21 protein-coding genes and 3 tRNA genes are annotated in these 21089 nt (G+C 68.3%); 16 read left to right on the top strand and 8 right to left on the bottom strand.

The window, feature by feature from the left end; all coding sequences use genetic code 11:
- The 7 genes from H5T77_RS22160 to H5T77_RS22130 form a co-directional block, all read left to right on the top strand.
- Window positions 1–903 (top strand): helix-turn-helix domain-containing protein (locus H5T77_RS22160; protein ID WP_292652777.1); only part of this gene is annotated, 903 nt, incomplete at its 5' end.
- Window positions 890–1291, top strand: a complete 402-nt coding sequence (locus H5T77_RS25790; RefSeq protein ID WP_292652776.1) for a WhiB family transcriptional regulator — start codon at window positions 890–892, stop codon at window positions 1289–1291. The genes H5T77_RS22160 and H5T77_RS25790, both read left to right, overlap by 14 nt.
- Window positions 1291–2289 (top strand): bifunctional DNA primase/polymerase, encoded by a 999-nt coding sequence (locus tag H5T77_RS22150; protein ID WP_292652775.1) that lies wholly within the window; start codon window positions 1291–1293, stop codon window positions 2287–2289. Before H5T77_RS25790 ends, H5T77_RS22150 begins: the two co-directional genes overlap by 1 nt.
- Window positions 2289–3851, top strand: a complete 1563-nt coding sequence (locus H5T77_RS22145) for a DNA cytosine methyltransferase (protein ID WP_292652774.1) — start codon at window positions 2289–2291, stop codon at window positions 3849–3851. Before H5T77_RS22150 ends, H5T77_RS22145 begins: the two co-directional genes overlap by 1 nt.
- 23 nt (window positions 3852–3874) lie before the next feature.
- On the top strand, window positions 3875–5599 hold the full coding sequence (locus H5T77_RS22140) for a hypothetical protein (RefSeq protein WP_292652773.1): 1725 nt from the start codon (window positions 3875–3877) through the stop codon (window positions 5597–5599).
- Window positions 5600–5839: 240 nt separating this feature from the next.
- Entirely contained in the window at window positions 5840–6046 is a 207-nt protein-coding gene (locus tag H5T77_RS22135) for a helix-turn-helix domain-containing protein (protein ID WP_292652772.1), read from the top strand.
- The gene (locus H5T77_RS22130) at window positions 6043–7245 is read left to right on the top strand and encodes a site-specific integrase (protein WP_292652771.1); all 1203 of its coding nucleotides are present in this window, start codon (window positions 6043–6045) and stop codon (window positions 7243–7245) included. Before H5T77_RS22135 ends, H5T77_RS22130 begins: the two co-directional genes overlap by 4 nt.
- Window positions 7246–7356: 111 nt before the next feature.
- On the opposite strand, the gene H5T77_RS22125 is transcribed toward H5T77_RS22130, so the two are convergent.
- The 3 genes from H5T77_RS22125 to H5T77_RS22115 form a co-directional block, all read right to left on the bottom strand.
- Window positions 7357–7431, bottom strand: a tRNA-Val gene (locus tag H5T77_RS22125).
- A gap of 48 nt (window positions 7432–7479) precedes the next feature.
- Window positions 7480–7550 (bottom strand) — tRNA-Cys (locus H5T77_RS22120).
- A 35-nt stretch (window positions 7551–7585) separates the two neighbouring features.
- Window positions 7586–7658: transfer RNA gene (locus H5T77_RS22115), tRNA-Gly, on the bottom strand.
- 167 nt (window positions 7659–7825) lie between these two features.
- On the opposite strand from H5T77_RS22115, the gene H5T77_RS22110 reads away from it, so the two are divergent.
- Window positions 7826–8647 carry an aminotransferase class IV gene (locus H5T77_RS22110; RefSeq protein WP_292652770.1) on the top strand — a complete coding sequence of 274 codons (822 nt, stop codon included), beginning with the start codon at window positions 7826–7828 and terminating at the stop codon, window positions 8645–8647.
- A gap of 17 nt (window positions 8648–8664) precedes the next feature.
- Here the strand turns inward: H5T77_RS22110 and H5T77_RS25785 are convergent, their stop codons facing one another.
- The 4 genes from H5T77_RS25785 to H5T77_RS22095 form a co-directional block, all read right to left on the bottom strand.
- Complete coding sequence (locus H5T77_RS25785; RefSeq protein WP_420847477.1) at window positions 8665–8766, bottom strand: MFS transporter small subunit; 102 nt, start codon at window positions 8764–8766, stop codon at window positions 8665–8667.
- Window positions 8763–10160 carry an OFA family MFS transporter gene (locus H5T77_RS22105; RefSeq protein ID WP_292652769.1) on the bottom strand — a complete coding sequence of 466 codons (1398 nt, stop codon included), beginning with the start codon at window positions 10158–10160 and terminating at the stop codon, window positions 8763–8765. The genes H5T77_RS25785 and H5T77_RS22105 overlap by 4 nt, the downstream gene beginning before the upstream one ends.
- A 156-nt stretch (window positions 10161–10316) precedes the next feature.
- On the bottom strand, window positions 10317–10754 hold the full coding sequence (locus tag H5T77_RS22100; protein WP_292652768.1) for an SsgA family sporulation/cell division regulator: 438 nt from the start codon (window positions 10752–10754) through the stop codon (window positions 10317–10319).
- A gap of 101 nt (window positions 10755–10855) precedes the next feature.
- The gene (locus H5T77_RS22095) at window positions 10856–11764 is read right to left on the bottom strand and encodes a 5'-3' exonuclease (protein ID WP_292652778.1); all 909 of its coding nucleotides are present in this window, start codon (window positions 11762–11764) and stop codon (window positions 10856–10858) included.
- A gap of 167 nt (window positions 11765–11931) precedes the next feature.
- On the opposite strand from H5T77_RS22095, the gene H5T77_RS22090 reads away from it, so the two are divergent.
- Complete coding sequence (locus tag H5T77_RS22090) at window positions 11932–12390, top strand: Lrp/AsnC family transcriptional regulator (RefSeq protein WP_292652767.1); 459 nt, start codon at window positions 11932–11934, stop codon at window positions 12388–12390.
- A 13-nt stretch (window positions 12391–12403) separates the two neighbouring features.
- Here H5T77_RS22090 and H5T77_RS22085 read toward each other — a convergent pair whose 3' ends face one another.
- Entirely contained in the window at window positions 12404–13783 is a 1380-nt protein-coding gene (locus tag H5T77_RS22085) for a KamA family radical SAM protein (RefSeq protein ID WP_292652766.1), read from the bottom strand.
- A 110-nt stretch (window positions 13784–13893) separates the two neighbouring features.
- On the opposite strand from H5T77_RS22085, the gene kdd reads away from it, so the two are divergent.
- The 7 genes from kdd to H5T77_RS22050 all read left to right on the top strand — a co-directional run bounded on the left by kdd (window position 13894) and on the right by H5T77_RS22050 (window position 21051).
- Window positions 13894–14970, top strand: a complete 1077-nt coding sequence (gene kdd, locus H5T77_RS22080) for an L-erythro-3,5-diaminohexanoate dehydrogenase (RefSeq protein WP_292652765.1) — start codon at window positions 13894–13896, stop codon at window positions 14968–14970.
- On the top strand, window positions 14967–16505 hold the full coding sequence (locus tag H5T77_RS22075) for an amidohydrolase (protein WP_292652764.1): 1539 nt from the start codon (window positions 14967–14969) through the stop codon (window positions 16503–16505). The genes kdd and H5T77_RS22075 overlap by 4 nt, the downstream gene beginning before the upstream one ends.
- Window positions 16502–18136, top strand: a complete 1635-nt coding sequence (gene kamD, locus H5T77_RS22070; RefSeq protein WP_292652763.1) for a lysine 5,6-aminomutase subunit alpha — start codon at window positions 16502–16504, stop codon at window positions 18134–18136. Before H5T77_RS22075 ends, kamD begins: the two co-directional genes overlap by 4 nt.
- Window positions 18133–18882: a lysine 5,6-aminomutase subunit beta gene (kamE, locus tag H5T77_RS22065; RefSeq protein ID WP_292652762.1), complete on the top strand. Its 750-nt coding sequence runs from the start codon at window positions 18133–18135 to the stop codon at window positions 18880–18882. The genes kamD and kamE overlap by 4 nt, the downstream gene beginning before the upstream one ends.
- Window positions 18879–19277: a 3-aminobutyryl-CoA ammonia lyase gene (gene kal / locus H5T77_RS22060; protein WP_292652761.1), complete on the top strand. Its 399-nt coding sequence runs from the start codon at window positions 18879–18881 to the stop codon at window positions 19275–19277. Before kamE ends, kal begins: the two co-directional genes overlap by 4 nt.
- Before the next feature lie 545 nt (window positions 19278–19822).
- Window positions 19823–20575 (top strand): polyprenol monophosphomannose synthase, encoded by a 753-nt coding sequence (locus H5T77_RS22055; protein ID WP_472850362.1) that lies wholly within the window; start codon window positions 19823–19825, stop codon window positions 20573–20575.
- The gene (locus H5T77_RS22050; protein WP_292652759.1) at window positions 20572–21051 is read left to right on the top strand and encodes an FxsA family protein; all 480 of its coding nucleotides are present in this window, start codon (window positions 20572–20574) and stop codon (window positions 21049–21051) included. Before H5T77_RS22055 ends, H5T77_RS22050 begins: the two co-directional genes overlap by 4 nt.
- The last annotated feature ends 38 nt before the right edge of the window (window positions 21052–21089 follow it).

The raw sequence follows: 21089 nt of genomic DNA, 5'->3' as shown, positions 1-21089 counted from the left end.
GGTTCCGCCGCACCCGCCGTCGGCGTCGCCGTTGCCCTGGCCGCCGACGTCGTGTGGGCCGCTCTTGGCCACACCACGATCGCCGCCTACAAGTCCGGCCAGCAGACCGCCGCCTACGGCTTCGGGGCGGCCACCGCGGTCGCTGTGGCTGCCTCTACGGTGCTGCTCGCTGCGGTGGGGCACATGGGCCCCTGGTCGGCGATTCCGGCTCTGGCTGCGCTGCTGCTGGTCGCTGACGGGATCCGGGACCAGGTCACCGTCTCCCCGGAGACCGCCGAAATCATCCGGACCCGCACGGCGCAGATCCGCGACCAGCGCGCCCTGGCGGTCATCGAGGCTCGCCACGAGGCCCACATGGAGACCATCACCGGCTACCGCGAGTCCGCCCGGCTCGCCGCTAGGACGCATGCGCTGGCCGAGATCAAGGTGACTGTCGAGCGTGCCGAGAACAGGGCCGCCAAGCGTCTCACCGCCTCGGCTGAGAAGCACGCCGCCGGCGCGGTCGCCTACCGCGAGCTCCTCGGCGGCCACCCGGTCGCCGACCCTGACACCACCCCTGACAACGGGGCTGACATCGAGGGTGACGCCGCCCCCGCCAACGAGCGCCACGAGATCACCGCCCCGGCTGACGCTGTCATCCCGGATGTCAGTGCCGCACCGGTCCTGACCGTCATCCCTGACACCCACGACATCGAGACCATTACGGACGACGCCGAGGAAGGGCTGTGCGCCATCTGCGCCACGGACTTGGGCGAGGAAGACGGCAACCACGTGCACCCCGCCTGTGCCGCTGTCGAGCTGCGCCAGGTCATGAGCGTGCCCGAGGTCGCCGAGCTGCTCGGGGTCACCGAGCGGACCGTCTACCGCTGGACCAAGGAGGCGAACCGCGATGACGTCGCCTGACGCCGTGCGCTTGCCCGGGGATCTTCGTGGTGCGCTGTGCCCGCAGACCGATCCCGAGATCTTCTTTCCCGAGGCCGGGGCCAGCCCCGCGGCCGCCAAGAAGGTCTGCGCCGCCTGCGACGTGACGAGCGAATGCCTCGCCCTGGCGCTGTCTCTCGGGACCGTCAAAGGCGTGTGGGGAGGCACCACCGAGCGCGAACGCCAAGCCCTCAAGCGCGCCGCCGGTGACGAGCTGCGACGCACCTGCCGGGGCTGTGGTGCCGAGTTCACCCGGGCCGCCACCAGTAGCCGATCGGCGTACTGCGGTGACCTGTGCCGCCACAAGGCCCGCCGCACCACCCAGAACGCCTCCCAGACCCGTCGCACGAGCCCGAGGAGGGCCGCCTGATGTACGCCGCACCCCAGACCCGCCCGATGCTCGCCGGAGCCCTGGCCGCCGCTTCCCGTGGCTGGCACGTCTTCCCGCTCCTGCCGAACACCAAGCGCCCAGCACGCCCCGACCACTCTGCCGACAAGTGCACAGGCACCGACCCGCGCTGTAGGAACGGCCACGCCGGATGGGACGCCCGTGCGACCACCGACGAGACCCGGATCCGGCGTGCCTGGGCCGACGACGCCCCGACCTACGGCCTCGGGATCGCATGCGGTCCCTCCGGCCTGGTCGTGGTCGACCTGGACACCCACAAGCCCGACACCGAGATCCCGGAGCCGTGGAACCGGTTCGGGATCACCACCGGGGTCGAGGTACTCGACCACATCGCCGGAGCCCGTGGCGGCACGATCACACGCACCTTCACCGTGCGTACGCCCTCGGGAGGCACCCACCTCTACTACCGAGCTCCCGAGGGTTCCCGGTTCGGGAACACCGCCGGGACGATCGGCTGGCTGATCGACACCCGCGCCCACGGTGGCTACGTCGTCGCGCCCCCGACGATCATCGCGACCAGCACCGGCACGAGCTGCTACACGGTCGTCGAGGACCGACCGCCAGCCCCGCTCCCGATGTTCCTGCTCGACCTCCTCGGCCACCAGCACCGCCCCACCCCGGCCGGACCGACCAGGATCCCGGCCTCGACCGACCGGCTGCCCGCCTACGTCAAGAGCGCCGTCACCCAAGAGGCCGCCAACGTCGCCAGCGCACCGGCCAAACAGCACAACACCCGGCTGTTCGTCTCGGCGAAGTCCCTCGGACAGCTCATCGCCGGAGGCGTGCTCGACGAGCACACCGCCTACGACGCCCTCACCACCGCCGCGCACTCGCTCATGGGCCCCGGTTGCGAGTGCAACCCCCGCGAGATCGACAACACGATCCGCTCTGGGTTCCACGCCGGAGCCGCCAACCCCCGCACCCCCAACCCGCGCGAAAACTCGAGGAAGGCCGCCTGATGACCCTGACCGCTGTCGACTACTTCTGTGGCATGGGCGGCTCCTCCTCGGGGCTGGTCGAGGCCGGATTCGAGGTCAAGGTCGCCGCCAACCACTGGTCGCGTGCGATCGAGACCCACTCCGCGAACCATCCCGGCACCGAGCACCTGTGCGCCGACATCCAGCAGGTCGACGTCCGGTACCTGCCCAAGGCCGACCTGCTGTGGGCGTCCCCGATCTGCACCGAGCTGAGCCAGGCCGGCGGCCGCAAGAAGCCCCGCGACCACGACCAGCCCGGCCTGTGGGAGGAACACGGCCACGTGCCCGCCGAAGCATTCGAGCGCACTCGGGTGACGTTCTGGGAGGTGCTGCGCTACGCCGAGGTCCACAACCCCGCCGTGATCCTTGTCGAGAACGTGGTCGAGGCCGCCGACTGGCACCTGATCGGCACCTGGCTGCACGGATGGACCAGCCTCGGCTACGACGTCCAGCTCGTGTGCGTCTCGGCCGCCCATGTTGGCGGGGAGGACAACGACCCGGCTGCGCAGTGGCGCGACCGGATCTACTTCGGAATCACCCGCAAGGACGTGCCCCTGCTCGATCTGGAGCCCCGGCCGGTGGCGTGGTGTGAGGAGTGCGGCCACGACGTCGAGGCCCGGCAATGGTGGAAACCGAAGACCAAGCGGATCAGCGGGATGCCGGTGGGCAAGTACGGTCCGCAGTACATCTACGTTTGCCCCGAAGGCGACCACGGACCGGTCGAGCCTTACGTCGCCCCGGCCGCCTCGGTGATCGACTGGACCGACCTCGGAACCAGGATCGGCGACCGCGAAGCCCACGGGCTGCGCGACCTCGGCCCCAAGACCATGGCCCGCATCAAGCTCGGCCTGACCACGATCGCCGACCCCGTCCTAATCGGTGCCGGTGGCAACACCTGGGACGCCGCCTCGGGCGCGAAGAACTCCTACCTGCGTGCCTGGCCGCTGCTGGAGTCCCCGACGCCCGCGCAGGTAACCGCGATCCAGAACGGGATCGCGATGAGCGAGCCATTCGTCACCATGAGCCGCAAACACGGCCGCAACCACCTCGTCTCCGCTGGCCCCGTCCCGACTTTCAGCGCTGGCGGTTTCCACCATGGCCTGACGATCCCGCCGGGTGCGTTCGTCTCGGCCCACCACGGCGGCTACGCCACTGCCGACCCGTCGATGAACAAGCCGGTCACCGAGCCGCTGCGGACCCAGACCGCGCAGCTCAACAAGTCGCTCGTGATCCCGTACCGGAAGGGCGCCAAGCCCTACCCGGCCACCGCTGACGCGCTCTCGACGCTCGCAACGCGCGAACAGCACGCCCTGCTCCAGGCTGCGATCGAGGTCGAGGACTGCTACTTCCGGATGCTCAAACCCCGCGAGGCCGCCTGGGCCCAGCGTTTCGCCCGTACCTACGTGATCACCGGCAACCAGGGCGAACAGCAGATGCAGGCCGGCAACGCCGTTGCCGTCAACGTCGCGGCCTGGCTCGGCCGCCGTGCCGGTGACGCCCTCGGCTGGGGCACCAGCCACCGCATCCACCAGACAGCCGCCTGAATACGACCACGGGAGGTCACCAGATGAGCGAGAACACCACCGAGCACCATGAGCGCCGCCCGGCGCTGCGGTCGCTGTCCGAGGACGGTCGTCCGCGGGTCAAGGTCGGTTCCGACCCGGCCTCGATCAAGGCACTCTCAGAAGCGCTGGACCAACGCCTGCTCTCCGAGACCTACGTCCGCGACGGCTCGCCCGTCGTCCTCGAAGAGGTCTCCGGCGCACCCGAGCTGGTCTCCGGTGACGAGGATGTGCCGCCGCCGCTGCGTTCCGCTGAGCTGCGGCCTGCGTTGCTGGCGCGGTTGCTGGCAGAGCAGGCCGAGGTCTACCGCACCCGTCAACGCGCGAACGGGGGAGCGTCCTATGACGAGGAGATCACCCCACCCCGGCACGTACTCGAGTCGGTGCTGTCCCGGTCGACCTGGCCCGGTCTCCCGGTGCTGCATAAGGTCATCACCACCCCCGTCCTGCGACCCGACGGCACCCTGCTGCAGACACCCGGATATGACGAGGCCACCGGCTACTACCTCGCCGGACGAATCCTCACCGACCCGATCCCCGAAGACCCGACAGCAGAGCAGGTGGCGGAGGCGCGCGAGTTCCTGCTCGGGACGTTCTTGCGTGACTTCCCCTGGCGTACACCCTCGGACAGAGCCAACTACCTGGCGCTGCTCGCGACACCGATCCTGCATCCCTTCACCCGTGCGCTGAACCCGTTCGGGGTCGTGGACGCGACCATGCCCGGATCTGGCAAGACCATCCTCACCTCCTGCGTCGGGCTGCTGGTCGGCCAACGCGTTCTTACGTGGACCGACTCCGACGAGGAACTCAGGAAGTCGATCACGACCGTGCTCGCCGACCAGGCCGGTGTGATTGTGTTCGACAACCTCATCGAAGGCTGCGTCATCGATTCCGCCGTCCTGGCCCGCCTGGTCACCGAACGCACCTGGACCGACCGCCGCCTCGGCACCAACTCCGCCTCCTCCTTCGCTAACGACCGGCTCTGGTTGGCGACCGGCAACAACTTGCGGACCGGTGGCGACATGGCTTCCCGTGCTGTGTGGGTGCGCCTCGATCCCGACTGCCCCCACCCCGAGGAACGCACCGGGTTCTCCATCCCCAACCTCGACACCTGGATCCTCGACCCCGCCAACCAAGCCGTCGTGCTGCGGCACCTGCTCGTGTTGATCCTTGACTGGACCCGTGCCGGGGCACCGATCTCGAAGAGCGTGCCGCAGATGCGGCAGTTCTCCCGCTGGGCCCGCTACCTTGGCGGCCTTCTCGAACACCACCAGGTGCCCGCATTCCTGGCCAACCACGCTGATGCCCGCGAGCTCGACGACGACCACGCAGAATGGCGCTCATTCCTCCTTCAGTGGGACCGCGTCTACGGACCCCGCCACGTCGGCGCAGCAGAGCTGCGCAGAAGCGCTGAACCAGAGGTCGGGATGGCCGACCGCTGGGACGGCACCTTCCCCACCACCAACAGCGGCAAGTCCTTTTCTGTGAAGACACTCGGCCGGCGCCTCACCGGACAAGTCGGCAGATGGCGCGGAGACATCGTCTTGCGTTCCGAGAGCGACCCCGTCACCAACTGCCGCGCCTACTGGATCGAACACGCACCCAAGCCCGATCAGACACCGGACCCTCCCGGAACCTCCAAGACAAACCCGGAAACCCGGAAACCCGGTGGAACCGACTCTGACCTGGGATTACTTCCACCGGGTTTCTCGACGGGGGAGAGGACGTGAAACCCGGAAACCCGGTAAATCACCGGACCACCGGGTTTGACCACCCAACTGACACAAACAAACCCGGTACCTATAACCGCAGGTCAGAGGACGTTTCACCGGGTTTCCGGGTTTCCGGGTCACTTTTCAGCCCCAGCCACACGCAATTGGTCCAGCAGATCAGCGACACAGCCGAAGGAGCGCAAGAAGACGATGCCGACACACGAACTCCGACCGGACGACCCGAAGGACAACTCACCGATGAGTGACGTAAATCCGCTGCAGATCCCGCCGGTCCTTTACCGAGTCGAGGAGGCCGCGGAAGCGCTTCGCCTGAGCCGTACCGCGGTCTACGACCTGATTCGCGCTGGTGACCTTCGCACCGTGAAGATCGGACGCCGCCGCCTCGTGCCGATTGATGCGCTGTCGGAGTGGGTCGCGAGCCTCACGGAGAAGGGTGCAGCATGAGTACGAAGAGCAATCCGAACGAATCGCCCTCGCCCCGGCGCAAGCCGGGGCAGGGTGGGTGCCATTGGGACGAGAAGCGACAGCGCTACATCGCCACCAAGACCGTCGGCTACAGCGCGGACGGCCGGCGGATCACTCGCAAGGGCTCAGGGACGTCAGTGCGTGAGGCTGAGCGCAAGCTAGCGAAGGCAGTCAAGGACTACGAAGCTGGCCTCGTTGTCCATTCCGATAGGTACACCGTCAAACAGGCCGTCGAAGACTGGCTGAAGTTCGGTCTCGACGCCGACACGGACGAGAGCACACGGACGAAGTACTCGATCCTCTCCAGGAAGCACATCGTGCCCAACCTCGGCGCGCGTCGGCTCCGTGATCTCCGCGCCGAAGAGGTCGACACATGGCTGCTCACCCTTCGCCCGATCTTGGCGACGTCGACGATTCAGACGGTCAAGTCGTGCCTCAACCGAAGCGTGCGCCGCGCGATGGCTCGTGGCTACCTTGAGCGGAATGTCGTCGAGCTCTGCAAGTCCCCGCGGGGGACTGGCGGCCGTCCTTCGAAAGCGCTCACACTGGACCAGGCGCAAGACGTCTTGACGCTGACAGAAGGAGATGGGTTCTACCCCTATATCGTCGTCAGTCTGCTCACCGGTGCTCGGACCGAGGAACTCCGGGCACTGAGGTGGGAGCACGTCCACCTTGAGGGCAGTCCAGACTCAAGTCCACCTATCCCGCCGCATATCGAGGTCTGGCGTTCAGACCGAGCCGGCGGAGACACCAAGACACGCCTTTCGCGTCGAACGCTCGCCCTCCCCGCTATGGCGATCGAGCAACTACGCCGGCAGCGCGTGAGACAGGCCCAGCGGCGGATGAAGGCCAAGTCCTGGCCGCGCCCAGACCTCGTCTTCACAACCGGCGTTGGCACCGAACTCGACGCGGCCAACGTGCGTCGAACGTTTCGTCGTGCACTGAAGAAGGTACCGAGCCTCAAGCACACGGAGTGGACGCCACGAGAGCTCCGCCACTCGTTCGTTTCGGCGCTGTCCGAACACGGTGTGCCGATCGACGAGATCTCACGGCTCGTGGGACACAAGGGCGGCAGCGCCGTCACCGAACGGGTGTATCGCAAACAGATCCGTCCGGTGATTCAGACCGGCGCCCAGGCGATGGACGAAGTCTTCGGAACGACGGTGAAGGACGCGTAGGGCAAAGCGTTTGTCACTCACTTTGTCGCTCAAGCGCGGATGGCATCCCGAATGTGGACAAAGCGAAACCCCGCCTATCTGGTGTTTCACCAGGTCAGGCGGGGTTCTCGTTGGTGGACGATACTGGGTTTGAACCAGTGACCTCTTCCGTGTCAAGGAAGCGCGCTACCGCTGCGCCAATCGTCCGTGGTTATTCAGTTTGTGTCCTGCAGTTTACATCAGGGTGGTGCTTCGAGGTGGGTACGGGATTTGAACCCGTGTACACGGATTTGCAGTCCGTTGCCTCGCCTCTCGGCCAACCCACCGCTGGAGGCAATGCCTCCGGTGGAGACCTACTCCGAGCGGACGACGAGGCTCGAACTCGCGACCTCAACCTTGGCAAGGTTGCGCTCTACCAACTGAGCTACGTCCGCTTGCTGCTTCGGGCCGGTTTCCCGTGCCCTTGGCGACGAGAAGAACATTAACGGAGCCACGTGGCGGCGACAAATCGGGGGTCACCTGCGTGTCATTCGCTGGACATCTCGAAGGTCGCACCGGCGCGCTTTCCCGGCTCTGATCAGGCACGATTTAGAGTTGCTGCATGCGCGCGTGGATCGATGGTCATCTTCTCGACAACCCGGCCGCCCCGGCGGTCTCCATCCGTGACCATGGTCTGGTCGTCGGCGACGGCGTCTTCGAGACGCTCAAGGTGATCGAGGACCGGCCGTTCGCGCTCACCCTCCATCTCGACCGCCTCGAGCGCTCGGCGAACGGCCTCGGCCTGCCCACGCCTGACCGCACGCTCGTCACCAAGGGCGTCGAGGCTGTGCTGGGCGCGGGCCCGACGGCGTACGGGCGCCTGCGGATCACCGTCACAGGTGGGCCGGCGCCGTTCGGGTCGGGTCGCGCGGAGGTGACACCGACGATCGTGGTCGGCCTCGAGGACGCGACGCCCCTGCCGACCGAGACGAAGGTCGTCAGCGTGCCGTGGCGCCGCAACGAGCGCGGCGCGACGTCCGGCCTGAAGACGACGTCGTACGCCGAGAACGTCATCGCCCTCGCCGAGGCTCACAAGCACGGCGCCAGCGAGGCGATCTTCGCCAACACCGTCGGCGACCTGTGCGAGGGCACCGGGAGCAACGTCTTCTACGTGCTCGACGGTGCGCTCAAGACCCCGACGCTCTCCAGCGGTCCGTTGGCCGGGATCACCCGGGCCCTGGTGATGGAGTGGTTCGGCGCCGAGGAGACCGACGAGCCGCTCGCCGAGGTGGAGGAGTACGCCACCGAGGTCTTCCTCACCTCCAGCCTGCGCGACGTGCAGGCTGTCACCGAGTGGGGCACGCGCACCCTCCCGCACGGCCCGGTGACTCGGGCGGCGCAGGAGGCGTGGCGTACGAACGAGTCGAGCCTGCTCGGCCTCTGAGCGGCCGGCGACAGAGCTCAGCCGGTGAAGAGCTGCGCCGCACGGCGCAGCGTCTCGATGATCCCGTAGGCCAGGGGGATCCCGACCAGGGCCCAGGCGCCTGCGACCTTGGGGTTCATGCTGCGCTCCTCTCGGTCTCGGTGGGGTCGGCGGACTTCGGTTCGTGGAACCTGTCGGGGACCTGGCGGACCAGGAGGTTGGCGACGAAGCCGACCGCGAGGACACCGACCATGGTCAGCAGCGCCGGACGGTAGGCCTCCGCGGTGAGCGTGCCGGGTTCGCCCTGCGCGTCCAGGAATGCGTTGATGATGAGCGGTCCGGCGATCCCGGCCGCCGCCCAGGCGGTCAGGAGGCGGCCGTGGATGGCGCCGACCTGGAAGGTGCCGAAGAGGTCACGGAGATAGGCGGGCACGGTCGCGAAGCCGCCGCCGTAGAAGGACAGGATCACCGCGGCGAGCAGCACGAAGAGCGCCATCGAGGCGTCTCCGACGGTCGCCAGCAGGAGGTAGAGGACCAGGCCGACGCCGAGGTACATCATGTAGATCGGCTTGCGGCCGATGACGTCGGAGGTCGAGGACCACACGAAGCGACCGGCCATGTTGGCGATCGAGAGCAGCCCCACGAAGCCGCCGGCCGCGGCCGCGCTGACGGCGGACACCCCATCGACGCGGAAGAAGTCCTGGATCATCGGGGCCGCCTGCTCGAGGATCCCGATGCCGGCGGTGACGTTGCAGAAGAGCACGATCCACACCAGCCAGAATGCCCGGGTCCTGATCGCGCTGTTCGCCGAGACGCTCGCCGTGGTGACCAGCTTCTTGGCCTTGACGCTTGCCGGGTCCCAGCCGGCCGGTGTCCAGCCCGCCGGCGGCACCCGGACCGTGGCCGCGCCGAAGGACATGAAGACCAGATAGACGACGCCCAGGGTGAGGAAGAGCATCATCACCGCATGCCCGTCGGGGACTGTGGTGCCGTCGCCGGTGAAGGAGGGGTCGTAGAGCGACAGGAGCCGGCCGCTCAACGGGCTGGCGATCATGGCGCCACCACCGAAGCCCATGATCGCCATGCCTGTCGCCAGGCCGGGCCGGTCCGGGAACCACTTGATCAGCGTGGAGACGGGGGAGATGTAGCCGATCCCGAGGCCGATGCCGCCGACGACCCCGTAGCCGAGGTAGACCAGCCACAGCTGGCCGGTGCCGATACCGAGGGCACCGATGAAGAATCCAGAGGCCCAGAAGATCGCGGCCACGGTCATCGCCGCGCGGGGTCCGTTGCGGTCGACCCAGGTGCCCATCACCGCAGCGGAGAGACCGAGCATCACGATCGCGATCGAGAAGATCAGTCCTATCGCGGTCTGGCTCGTGTCGAAGTGCTCGACCAGGGCGGTCTTGTAGACGCTGGTGGCGTACACCTGGCCGATGCAGAGGTGGACCGCGAGGGCGGCGGGCGGGATGAGCCAACGGCTGAAGCCGGGACCGGCGACCGTTCGCTCGCGAGACAGGAAAGCGGGAAGCAATGTGACCTCCGAGAGAGACGCGTGACGCACATCACTACCACAGTTGACGCGGCAACGGCGAGAGAACACTTCCGGTCAGCGAAAACGACGAACCCTCTCGTGCCGGACAGCCGGGACGAGAGGGTGCGAAGACGAAGGAGCAGACGGGCGGAGTGCCTACTCGACGTCGGAGGAGGTGCCGAGCAGGTCTGCGACCAGCGCATCGAGGTCCATGTGCTGGCCCTCGGCGCCGACCGGGACGGCCGAGAAGGACTTGCCGAGGAACGTCTGCACCTCGCTGGAGTCGGCGGTCGCGATCAGGCGGCCGTCGGGGGAGCTGAAGTCGAAGACGGCGACAGCCTTGGCGTCCTCGTCGATGCTCGGGTAGATCTTCACGTCGCCCTCGCCGGCAGGCGCGGCCAGGCCCTGCAGCATCAGGGTGCGGGACACGACCCACTCGACGTCACCGGCGCCTGAGTGGAAGGTCAGGCTCACTGCGTACGGGTCGTTCTCGCGGTAGCCGAGGGTGGTCGGCACCTCGACCGTGCGGCCCCAGGGGTCGAGGCACGAGATCTGGATGTCCTGCTGCACTGTCGGGTGCTTGATGTCGCTCATTCGTCCGCTCCTTCTTGGTGGTCTTGCCAAGGAGACGGAGTCGTACGCAGGTGATGATGCCGTTTCTACAAACTTTCTGAACTGCTTCGTGGCGACCTCGGTCACACCCGCGCGAGAGCGGCTTCCAAGCGCGCGACGGGGGAGCTGAGGTTGTACGTCGCGGCGAGCTCGCGCAGACGGGTCGGGTCGGCCGGCGCGTTGGGCAGTGTCGTGCGGCTGCGGTCCAGCGGGATGTCGCGGGCCACGGCCACGACCTTCGGCGCGACCGCCAGATAGTCGACCGCGTCGATGAACTTCTGACGCTGGGACTTGGTCAGGGAGGTGGCCGGGTCGGCGACGGCGGCGATGATCCCCTCCAGATCCCCGAACTGGTCGAGCAGCTTGGCCGCGGTCTTGTCGCCGACGCCCTTCACCCCCGGCAGCCCGTCGGAGGAGTCGCCGCGCATCGTCGCGAAGTCGGCGTACTGCGCGGCGCTGATCCCGTACTTGGCGAGCACCCACTTCTCGTCGACCAGGTCGGGGTCGCCCACACCACGGGTCGGGTAGAGGATGCGTACGCCGGCAGCGTCGTCGACCAGCTGAAAGAGGTCACGGTCGCCGGTGACGACGTCGACCGGCATCCCGGCGTTGGTCGCGAGCGTGCCGATCACGTCGTCGGCCTCGTAGCCGTCGGCGCCGATGACACAGATCCCGGCCGCGGCCAGCACCTCGCGGATGATCGGGACCTGCACCTGCAGCGGGTCGGGGACCTCTTCCACGTCGGGGGCGGTCTCGATCTCCTCGACCACTCGGTGCGACTTGTAGGACGGGATCAGGTCGACCCGCCACTGCGGGCGCCAGTCGTTGTCCCAGCAGCACACCAGATCGGTGGGGGAGTAGTCGTTGACCAGGCGGGAGATGAACTCCAGCAGGCCTCGGACGGCGTTGACCGGAGTGCCGTCCTCCGCCTTGATCTCAGGCACGCCGAAGAAGGCGCGGAAGTAGAGCGACGCGGTGTCCAGCAAGAGCATTCGAGGTTCAGCCACGCTGTGCACATTATCCGCTGACGCGTGGGGCCGGCCTCCTGAATCGCCCTCCTGGGGCTCACTCGGTCCACGACTTGCCGCAAATCTTTCGATATCGATCGCGGTTTTGGACGTTTCGGCGGAGATATTGTTGTTGTCGGTACGCTGTCGCCGTGACTACCCCTGAGATAGAGGCCACCGACCGTAAAATCCTTCAGCTTCTCGCGGAGGACGGCCGGATGTCCTACACCGATCTCGGCAAGGCCACCGGTCTGTCGACCTCGGCGGTGCATCAGCGCGTCAAGCGGCTCGAGCAGCGCGACCTGATCACCGGCTACGGCGCCACCGTCAACTACGCCGCGATCGGAGTCCCGCTGACGGCGTTCGTCGCGGTCACGCCGCTCGACCCATCCCAGCCCGACGACTGCCCCGAGCGGGTCGCCGACCTCAACGAGGTGGAGGCCTGCTGGTCGATCGCGGGCGCGGAGTCCTACATGCTCAAGGTGCGGGTGGCGACCCCCGAGGCGCTCGAGGAGCTGCTCGGCCGGATCCGTTCGGTCGCCAACGTGGGCACTCGGACCACGATCGCGATGTACACCTACTACGAGAACCGGCCGACCTTGAAGCACTGAGCGCCTCGGCCGCTCACTCCCCGTGCGTACGCCACCACTCCTGGCCTGACTCGGGCAGCGTGTGGATCGGGTCGTAGTACTCGTAGGTCCTGGACAGCGCCTCGGGGTCGCTCGCCTCGATCGAGGTGCGGTAGTTCTTGGTCCAGTAGGAGATCCCGCGCTCGGTGTCGTAGTCGGCGATCTGGTGGACCCACCGCTTGCCGACGAAGGGCACGTCGCACACGATGCGCGGAGTGGCGAACCCGGGCAGGTAGCCCATGATGTCGTGCTGCAGTCGCTGGGCGTCGGCGACCGAGACCCGCCAGTGCTCGCTGAACGGGATCATGTCGCACATGTAGAAGTAGTAGGGCATGATCTGCGCGCCGTCGAGCAGGCGGAAGCTCAGGTCGAGCAGGCTGTGGCTGTCGGCGTTGACGCCGGCCAGCAGCACACCCTGGTTGCGTACGTCGCGCACGCCAGCGGCCAGCAGCGCCTTGGATGCCTCGGCGACCAGGGGAGTGACCGAGTTGGCGTGGTTGGCGTGGGTGTGGATCGCCAGCGATACGCCGCGCTCGCGGGCGATGGTGGTCACCCGGTTCATCCCCTCCAGCAGCGGCTCCTGGAGCCAGTGCTGGGGAAGACCGATCAGACCCTTGGTGGCCAGCCGGATGTCGCGGATGTTGTCGATCGCCATCAGCTTGGTGAGGAAGTCCTCCAGCCGCGGCCAGGGCAGGTTGGCGACGTCGCCGCCGGAGACCACCACGTCGCGCACCTGCGGGGTGTTGCGGAGGTATTCGAGCATCGCCTCGTGGCGGTCGACCGGCTTGCCGGTGAGCTTGAGCTTGTCGATGACCGGGGTCGAGTTGCCGACCAGGTCCATCCGGGTGCAGTGGCCGCAGTACTGCGGGCAGGTCGAGAGCAGCTCGGCGAGCACCTTGGTCGGGTAGCGGTGGGTCAGGCCCTCGGCGACCCACATGTCGTGCTCGTGCAGCGAGTCGCGGCTCGCCTGCGGGTGGGACGGCCAGTCGGTGCGGCGGTCGGAGAAGACCGGGATCATGTAGTGCCGCAGCGGGTCGGCGTAGAACGCGTCGGTGAACTCCTCGCCGGCCGATGCGCCGGACGGCACCATCGTGTTGACCATCTGCGGCGGGACCAGCATCGACATGGTCGCGCGCTCGGCCATGTCGCGCTCGAGGTCGGCGTAGAACCGCTCGTCGAGAAGATCGCCCATCAGGGCGCGCATCTGGCGCACGTTCTTGATGCAGTTGACCCGCTGCCACTGCACGTCGCGCCACTGCTCCTCGGTGATGTCGGCCCAGCCTGGGAACCGGGTCCAGTCGGGTTCGACCAGCTCTACGCGCTGGTAGGCGTAGGGCTGTCCGTCTCGGGTCTTGGGCTCGATGGTTGCCGTCATGGTTTCCACCATAGCGGGAGATCCTCCGGCCAATGCAAGCATCGGCCGCAATTCTTCCATCGACCGCTGGTATGGTCCGCCGTGAGATGCACGCAAGGAGGCGTACGACGATGACCACTTCCGACCCGACGGGCCTGCACCGAGTGCTCGACGAGCCAGTTGCCGGCTCGTTGCCGCTCCCGCAGGCGGCCCGCCGACTCGACACCCGAAAGACCTTGTGGCCCGACGAGGTGCGGATCCGGGTGGAGCGACTGAACCTCGACGCCGCCTCGTTCCGGCAGCTGGAGGCCGCGCACGACGGCGACGGAGAGGCAGTACGCCGCGAGGTGCTCGACATCGTCGCCGACCGCGGCAAGATGCAGAACCCGGTGACCGGGTCGGGCGGCATGCTCGTCGGTGTCGTCGAAGAGGTCGGCCCCGAGTCGCCCCTCGGCCTCTCGGTCGGCGACCGTGTCGCCACCCTGGTCTCCTTGACGCTGACGCCGCTGGTCATCGAGGACGGGCTCGAGCGATGGGCCGGCGAGGACGAGCAGGTGCCGTGCGACGGCTACGCCATCCTCTTCGGCCGTTCGATCGCAGCCGTCCTCCCCGACGACGAGGCCCCGGAGCTGGCTCTCTCGGTGATGGACGTGTGCGGCGCGCCGGCGCTCACCCGCCGGGTCGTCTCGGAGCGATACACCGGCGGTGTGGTCGCCGTGATCGGTGGTGGCGGCAAGTCCGGGTCGCTGTCGCTGGCCGCGGCCCGCGACGCGGGAGCAGGTCACCTGATCGGCATCGTGCCGACGGAGGCCGAGGCCGAGCGCCTTCGCGACGCCGGTCTGGCCGACGAGGTCGTGATCGCCGACGCCCGCAACCCCGTGGCACTGCGTGACGCGGTCACCAAGGCTGCGCCCATTGCCTCGAGCTCCGCTTCGGCAGGTGGCCCCGCCGACGTCACCGTGGTGTGCGTGGACGTGCCCGGGTGCGAGGGCGGCGCCATCCTCTCCACCGCCGACAGCGGCACCGTTGTCTTCTTCTCCATGGCGACCTCCTTCTCCGCAGCCGCGCTCGGCGCCGAGGGCCTCGCCGCCGACGTGACGATGCTCGTCGGCAACGGCTACGTCCCCGGCCACGCGGCGTACGCCCTGGATCTTCTCCGCGCGAACCGCGGCGTACGAACTCTCTTCGAGGGCAGACTGGCGCCGTGACTCGCATCCTCCTGCGCAATGGCCGGATCCACACGAGCCTGGCCCCAGCCGAGCCGATCACCGCGATGGCCGTCGAGAACGGCCGGATCGTCTGGACCGGCACCGATCCCGACAGCTTCACGAGCCCCGACGAGGTGGTCGACCTCGGCGGCCGACTGGTGACACCGGCCTTCGTGGACAGCCATGTCCACGTCGTCGAGACCGGAGAGCAGATCCTCGGGCTCGACCTCGGCGGTGCGTCCAGCCGGGAGGTCGTGCTCGACATGGTCGCTGCGTACGTCACCGACCTGGGCCCCGACGACCTGGTCCTCGCCCAGGGCTGGGACGAGACGCTCTGGCTGGACCCGACCCTGCCGACCGCGACCGAGCTCGACCGTGCCTCGGACGGCCGCAAGGTGTATCTCAACCGCATCGACGGTCACTCCGGCGTGGTCTCGAGCGCGCTGATGGCCCAGGCTCCCGGCATCACCGGACTGCCCGGCTGGAGCGCCGAGGGGCGCGTCGAGCGAGAGGCGCTACGCGCGTTGCTGCCGCTGCTGGCCGACCTCACCCCGGCCGGGCATGCCGAGCGCGGTGCCCGTGCGGCGTTGCAGGCGATGGCTTCCCTGGGCATCGGGGCCTTCCACGAGAACGCCGGACCCGACATCGGCCCCGAGTCGGACCTCGTCGCCGTGCAGACGCAGGCCGCCGAGGCCGGGGTGCACGGCACCTACTACTGGGGCGCTCACCTCGGCTTCGGCGACCTGGACCGCCTCGACGACGTCTCCGGCCTGGCCGGAGATCTCAGCGCGGACGGCTCGATGGGATCCCGCAGCGCTGCGCTGACCTTCGACTACGCCGATCTGGCCGGCCACCGAGGCCACGCCTATCTCGACCCCGAGCAGATGGCCGAGCACATCATCGGCTGCACCCGGCGCGGCCTGCAGGCCGGCTTCCACTGCATCGGCGACCAGGCGATCGACAACATCGCGCAGGCGTTCCGGCTCGCCGAGAAGGCGCTGGGCGCCGAGACCCTGCGGACCCGTCGCCACCGGCTCGAGCACTGCGAGCTGCCCTCGCCGGCCGCGACCGAGACCTTCGCCGACCTCGGGGTGATCGCGAGCATGCAGCCGATGTTCGACGGGCTGTGGGGCGGCCCGGACCGGATGTACGCGGCGAGGTTGGGGGAGCGCTGGCAGCAGATGAACCCGTTCCGGACCCTGCTCGACGCCGGCGTACGCATCGCCTTCGGCTCCGACTCCCCGGTCACCCCGCTGGACCCGTGGGCGGCGGTCCACGCGGCCGTGCACCACCGCACCCCCGGCCAGGGCATCACGCCCGCGGAGGCGTTCGCGGCGCACACCGTCGGAGGCTGGTACGCGGCCGGCATCGACGACGCCGGGACGCTCGCGGTCGGGCAGCGGGCCACCTACGCGGTGTGGGACCGCACCACGTTCCCCGACCTGACCACACCTGACGTCGCCGACGTCACCACCAACTGCCTGCAGACCGTCGTCGACGGCAGGACCGTATTCGAGAAGGAGGGTGTCTGGTGAGACTCGATCTGGACCCACGCACGATCGCCCAGGCCCGCGCGCTGGCAGCCAAGGTCGGCGACCCGATCGTCGAGATGGCCAAGAAGCACACCACGGTCGCCGTGGAGCGGGCCACCCTGCGGCTGGCCGGGCTCGGCGGCGCCGATCCGGACGGCACCCCGTGGGTGAACCATCTCGTCGACGCGGTGCGCGCCGACGTAGGCCTCGAGCACGGGATCGCGCTGCCGGTGTGGCAGGCGCTGGGCGCCTACGAGACGACCGGAGTGAGGCCGAGCGGCGAGCTTGCTCGTCCGCTCGCGCCGAACGAGGGAGTAACCGCGCGGAGCGCGGACAACGATCTCGCGCGCCTGGCCGAGGAGGCCGCCGCCGGCCAGGTGACCTTCCGCCTGCCCGAGGGCGCCGAGGCGGAGCTGGCCGCGAAGCATGCCCGCGAGGCGGTCGGCGTCGGCATCGCCCGGCTCGATGCCAGCCGCGTGGCCCGTGAGCGGATGATCAGCGAGATCGGCGATGCGCCCCGCAAGCCGTGGATCTACCTCATCGTCGCGACCGGCGACATCTACGAGGACATCCCGCAGGCCCAGGCGGCCGCGCGCGAGGGCGCCGACATCATCGCGGTGATCCGCTCGACCGGCCAGTCGCTGCTCGACTACGTGCCCGAGGGGGCGACGCGGGAAGGGTTCGCCGGGACGTACGCGACCCAGGAGAATTTCCGGCTGATGCGCGCGGCCCTCGACGAGACGAGCCGCGAGCTGGGGCGCTACGTCCGGCTCACCAACTACGCGAGCGGGCTGTGCATGCCGGAGATCGCGGCGCTGGCGGGCATGGAGCGTCTCGACATGATGCTCAACGACTCGATGTACGGGATCCTGTTCCGCGACATCAACCCGGTGCGTACGTTCGTCGACCAGCGACTCTCGCGCCAGATCCACGCCCGGGCGGGGATCATCATCAACACCGGCGAGGACAACTACCTCACCACCGCCGACGCCGTCGAGGCCGCGCACACGGTGACCACCTCCCAGCTGCTCAACGAGTACTTCGCCAAGGAGGCGGGACTCGAAAACTGGCAGCTGGGGCTGGGCCACGCGTTCGAGATCAACCCCGACGTACCGGACTCGTTCCGCCTCGAGCTCGCGCATGCGCTGCTGGCGAAGTCGATCTTCCCCGACGCCCCGTTGAAGTGGATGCCGCCGACGCGGCACATGACCGGCGACATCTTCAAGGGTTACCTGCTCGACGGGTTCTTCAACCTCGCCGGCGCGATGACCGGCCAGGGCATCCTGCTGGTCGGGATGATGACCGAGGCGGTCGTGACGCCCTGGATCTCCGACCGCGACCTGGCCCTGCAGAACGTCCGGTACGTCATGGACGCGGCCGGGCGGCTCGGCGAGGACTTCCACCCGGCTCCGGACGGCTTCATCGCCAACCGGGCGCGCGAGGTGCTGGGGGAGTCGATCGACCTGCTCGGGAAGATCATCGACGAGCCCAACGGGCTTCTCGACGCGATCGCCGACGGCACCTTCGGCCTGATGAAGCGCCCCGCCGACGCGGGCAAGGGCCTCGAGGGCGTCGCCGAGAAGTCCGAGGCGTACTACAACCCGGCCACAACGATCCTGGAGGGCGAGGAATGAGCCAAGGAAACCTGATCAGGCCCTACGGCGACACCACCGGCGACGGGATGGTGCAGGTCTCCTTCACGTTGCCGATGAAGCACAGCAAGGTCGCGGACGGCGCCGCGCTGCAGCTGGCCAACAAGATGGGCATGGAGCCGGCGATGGTCGTCCACTCCAAGCCGATGGGCGACGGCTTCACCTTCTTCGTCGTCTACGGGCAGGTGAACCACCTCGTCGACGTCGACAAGGTCCAGGTCGTCGAGCGGGACTTCCCGCTGCTGACGCCCAAGGAGGCGAATGCGGTGATCAAGGAGACGCTGCGGCGTCCGCTGGTCGTCGTCGGCGCCTGCATCGGCACCGACGCCCACACCGTCGGGATCGACGCGATCCTCAACATCAAGGGGTTCGCGGGGGAGAAGGGCCTGGAGTACTACAAGGAGATCGAGGTCGTGAACCTCGGCGCCCAGGTCTCCGTGCCCTCCCTGGTCGATGCCGCCGTCACCCGGCGCGCCGACGCCGTGCTCGTCTCCCAGGTCGTCACCCAGCGCGACGCGCACCTGCTCAACACCCGGGAGATGTCGGCGGCCTTCCGCGAGGCCTATCCGGCGGGGGAGCGGCCGCTGCTGGTCGCCGGTGGGCCGCGCTTCGACGAGTCGATGACCACCGAGCTCGGCGTCGACCGCATCTTCGGCCGCGGCACGACTCCCGCCGAGGTCGCCTCCTATCTCGTTCACCGCACCACCGCGAAGGAGCCCGCCGCATGACGTCGCCGCAGATCGGCCCCGAAATCGGAACAGTTGTCGTCCACCGGCGCTACGTGCCCTACTCCCACGCCCACTACGCCGGGAATCTGGTCGACGGCGCCTACAGCCTGGGTCTCTTCGGCGACGTCGCGACCGAGATGTGTATCCGCACCGACGGCGACGAGGGGCTCTTCGCCTCCTACGACGACGTGCAGTTCAAGGCCCCTGTGCGTGCCGGCGACGTCCTGGAGATCAGCTGCGAGCTGATCAAGGCCGGAACCCGGTCGCGGGTGATGGAATTCGCGGTGTACGTCGTGGCCCGGGGCGCCGCGACCGAGGCCAGCCCGGGGGCCGCCGAGATGCTGGCGGAGCCGGTCCTCGCCACCTTCGCACGAGGGACCGTCGTCGTTCCCTGAAGGCCGTAATGGATACATGAAGACGACACGCCGAGGTTCCTCGAGAATTCCTTGCTTTTTCGCGCCCAGCGGGCTGCGGCTGACCTGCGGAAACATGTGTTTGCGCAGGTCAGCATCGTGTTGACTTACGCAGAGCCAGCGGGTGATGGTGGCAACGTTCGCCCATGCAGAGTTGCGGTCGGCGGACCGGCGCTCGACGAATCGGGTCGGGGGGTGTCGATCCAGGCATGCCTTTGATCCGTTTTCGCGGGCGCGGTCCATGACCGCGAGGGCAACGCGGGAAGGCCAAGGCGCCCTTAGACAACGATCGTCCCCTTGTCTCCAGCAAGGATCGGAACGGCCCGAAGAACGTCTTGGTCCTCCCGCGCTCTGTGTCGTCGGCGCTCGCTTCGCCGCGCGCGCAGCGCTGGAGGCCGGCGGTTGCGGGGATCTTGGGTTCGACCGGTGGGCGGATATCCTGTGATCTCCACCCCATTCCTCGACAAGGCCGGCGTTACGTGACGAACGAGCAGCTTCCACCCTGGACCGAGATCGGCCGGGCGGTGATGGTCATCCCGACCTACAACGAGGCGGACAACCTCGCCTGGATCGTCGGACGGCTGCGCAAGGCGCAGCCGCGCGTCGACGTGCTGGTCGTCGACGACGGCTCCCCTGACGGCACCGGCACGATCGCCAACGAGCTGGCCGACAACGACGACCAGATCCACGTGCTGCACCGCACCGAGAAGGCCGGCCTGGGAGCTGCGTACCTCCATGGCTTCGGGTGGGCCATCGAGCAGGGCTACGACGTCGTCGGAGAGATGGACGCCGACGGCTCCCACCAGCCCGAGGAGCTCCATCTGCTTCTCGACGCGATCCCCTCCGCCGACCTGGTGATCGGTGCCCGCTGGATCCGCGGCGGATCGGTGGTCAACTGGCCGCTGTCGCGACGGCTGCTGTCGGTGGGCGGCAACCTCTACGTCCGTCTCCTGCTCGGTATCGGCGTGCACGACGCCACCGCCGGCTACCGGCTCTTCCGGCGTACGACGCTGGAGAAGCTGCAGCTGAGCAGCGTCGAGTCGACCGGCTATGTCTTCCAGACCGAGATGGTGACGCGTACGCTGCGGGCCGGCCTCACGGTCAAGGAGGTCCCGATCCAGTTCATCGAGCGGGTCCGGGGAGAGTCGAAGATGAGCTCGGCGGTCGCTGCGGAGTCGATGCGCCGGGTGACCCGCTGGGGCCTGGCCGAACGACGAGACCAGGTGCTTCGCCTGCTGCGCCGCCTCGGGCTGGACCGTATCGGGGGAGGCCGCCGATGACCGCTCGACGACGCCGGCTCTCGTGGCTTCTGGTGCTTCTGTTCCTGGTGATGCCGCTGGCCGAGCTGTTCGTGATCATCCAGGTCGGTCAGCTGATCGGCGTGTGGTGGACGATCCTGCTGCTGATCGCCGACTCGGTCATCGGAGCCTGGATCGTGCGCCGCGAGGGTGCCCGAGCCTGGACGGCGCTGCAGAACGCGCTGGCGGCAGGGAAGATGCCGTCCACCGAGATCGCCGATGGTGCTCTCATCCTGCTCGGCGGGGCGATGATGCTCACCCCGGGGTTCGTCACCGACATCCTGGGCGTGGTGCTGATGCTGCCTCTCACCCGCCCGTTCTTCCGCCGCATCCTGGCAACGGTCGTGCAGAAGCGCCTGGTGACCGCCACGATGCCCTCCACGTTCGGCCCTCGAGCCCGGCCCACCAACGACGACATCGTCACCGGCGAGGTCGTCGACAAGGACAACCTGAGCTGAGATACGCCGACGGCGGCCTTCCGTGATGGAAGGCCGCC

The organism is Nocardioides sp. (genome assembly GCF_014360585.1).
Lineage (GTDB): Bacteria > Actinomycetota > Actinomycetes > Propionibacteriales > Nocardioidaceae > Nocardioides.
Note: the sequence above shows the minus strand (reverse complement) of the source record. Positions and strands in the feature narration are given on the sequence as shown.

Bases quoted from the DNA above. Each gene is read 5' to 3' on its own strand.
- H5T77_RS25790 (WP_292652776.1), top strand. From the start codon at position 890: ATGACGTCGCCTGACGCCGTGCGCTTGCCCGGGGATCTTCGTGGTGCG.
- H5T77_RS22085 (WP_292652766.1), bottom strand. From the start codon at position 13,783: ATGACGGCAACCATCGAGCCCAAGACCCGAGACGGACAGCCCTACGCC.
- H5T77_RS22050 (WP_292652759.1), top strand. From the start codon at position 20,572: ATGACCGCTCGACGACGCCGGCTCTCGTGGCTTCTGGTGCTTCTGTTC.
- H5T77_RS22055 (WP_472850362.1), top strand. From the start codon at position 19,823: ATGGTCATCCCGACCTACAACGAGGCGGACAACCTCGCCTGGATCGTC.
- H5T77_RS22135 (WP_292652772.1), top strand. From the start codon at position 5,840: ATGAGTGACGTAAATCCGCTGCAGATCCCGCCGGTCCTTTACCGAGTC.
- H5T77_RS22145 (WP_292652774.1), top strand. From the start codon at position 2,289: ATGACCCTGACCGCTGTCGACTACTTCTGTGGCATGGGCGGCTCCTCC.
- H5T77_RS22150 (WP_292652775.1), top strand. From the start codon at position 1,291: ATGTACGCCGCACCCCAGACCCGCCCGATGCTCGCCGGAGCCCTGGCC.
- H5T77_RS22140 (WP_292652773.1), top strand. From the start codon at position 3,875: ATGAGCGAGAACACCACCGAGCACCATGAGCGCCGCCCGGCGCTGCGG.
- kamE (WP_292652762.1), top strand. From the start codon at position 18,133: ATGAGCCAAGGAAACCTGATCAGGCCCTACGGCGACACCACCGGCGAC.
- H5T77_RS22110 (WP_292652770.1), top strand. From the start codon at position 7,826: ATGCGCGCGTGGATCGATGGTCATCTTCTCGACAACCCGGCCGCCCCG.
- H5T77_RS22100 (WP_292652768.1), bottom strand. From the start codon at position 10,754: ATGAGCGACATCAAGCACCCGACAGTGCAGCAGGACATCCAGATCTCG.
- H5T77_RS22095 (WP_292652778.1), bottom strand. From the start codon at position 11,764: ATGCTCTTGCTGGACACCGCGTCGCTCTACTTCCGCGCCTTCTTCGGC.
- kal (WP_292652761.1), top strand. From the start codon at position 18,879: ATGACGTCGCCGCAGATCGGCCCCGAAATCGGAACAGTTGTCGTCCAC.
- H5T77_RS25785 (WP_420847477.1), bottom strand. From the start codon at position 8,766: ATGAACCCCAAGGTCGCAGGCGCCTGGGCCCTGGTCGGGATCCCCCTG.
- kdd (WP_292652765.1), top strand. From the start codon at position 13,894: ATGACCACTTCCGACCCGACGGGCCTGCACCGAGTGCTCGACGAGCCA.
- H5T77_RS22130 (WP_292652771.1), top strand. From the start codon at position 6,043: ATGAGTACGAAGAGCAATCCGAACGAATCGCCCTCGCCCCGGCGCAAG.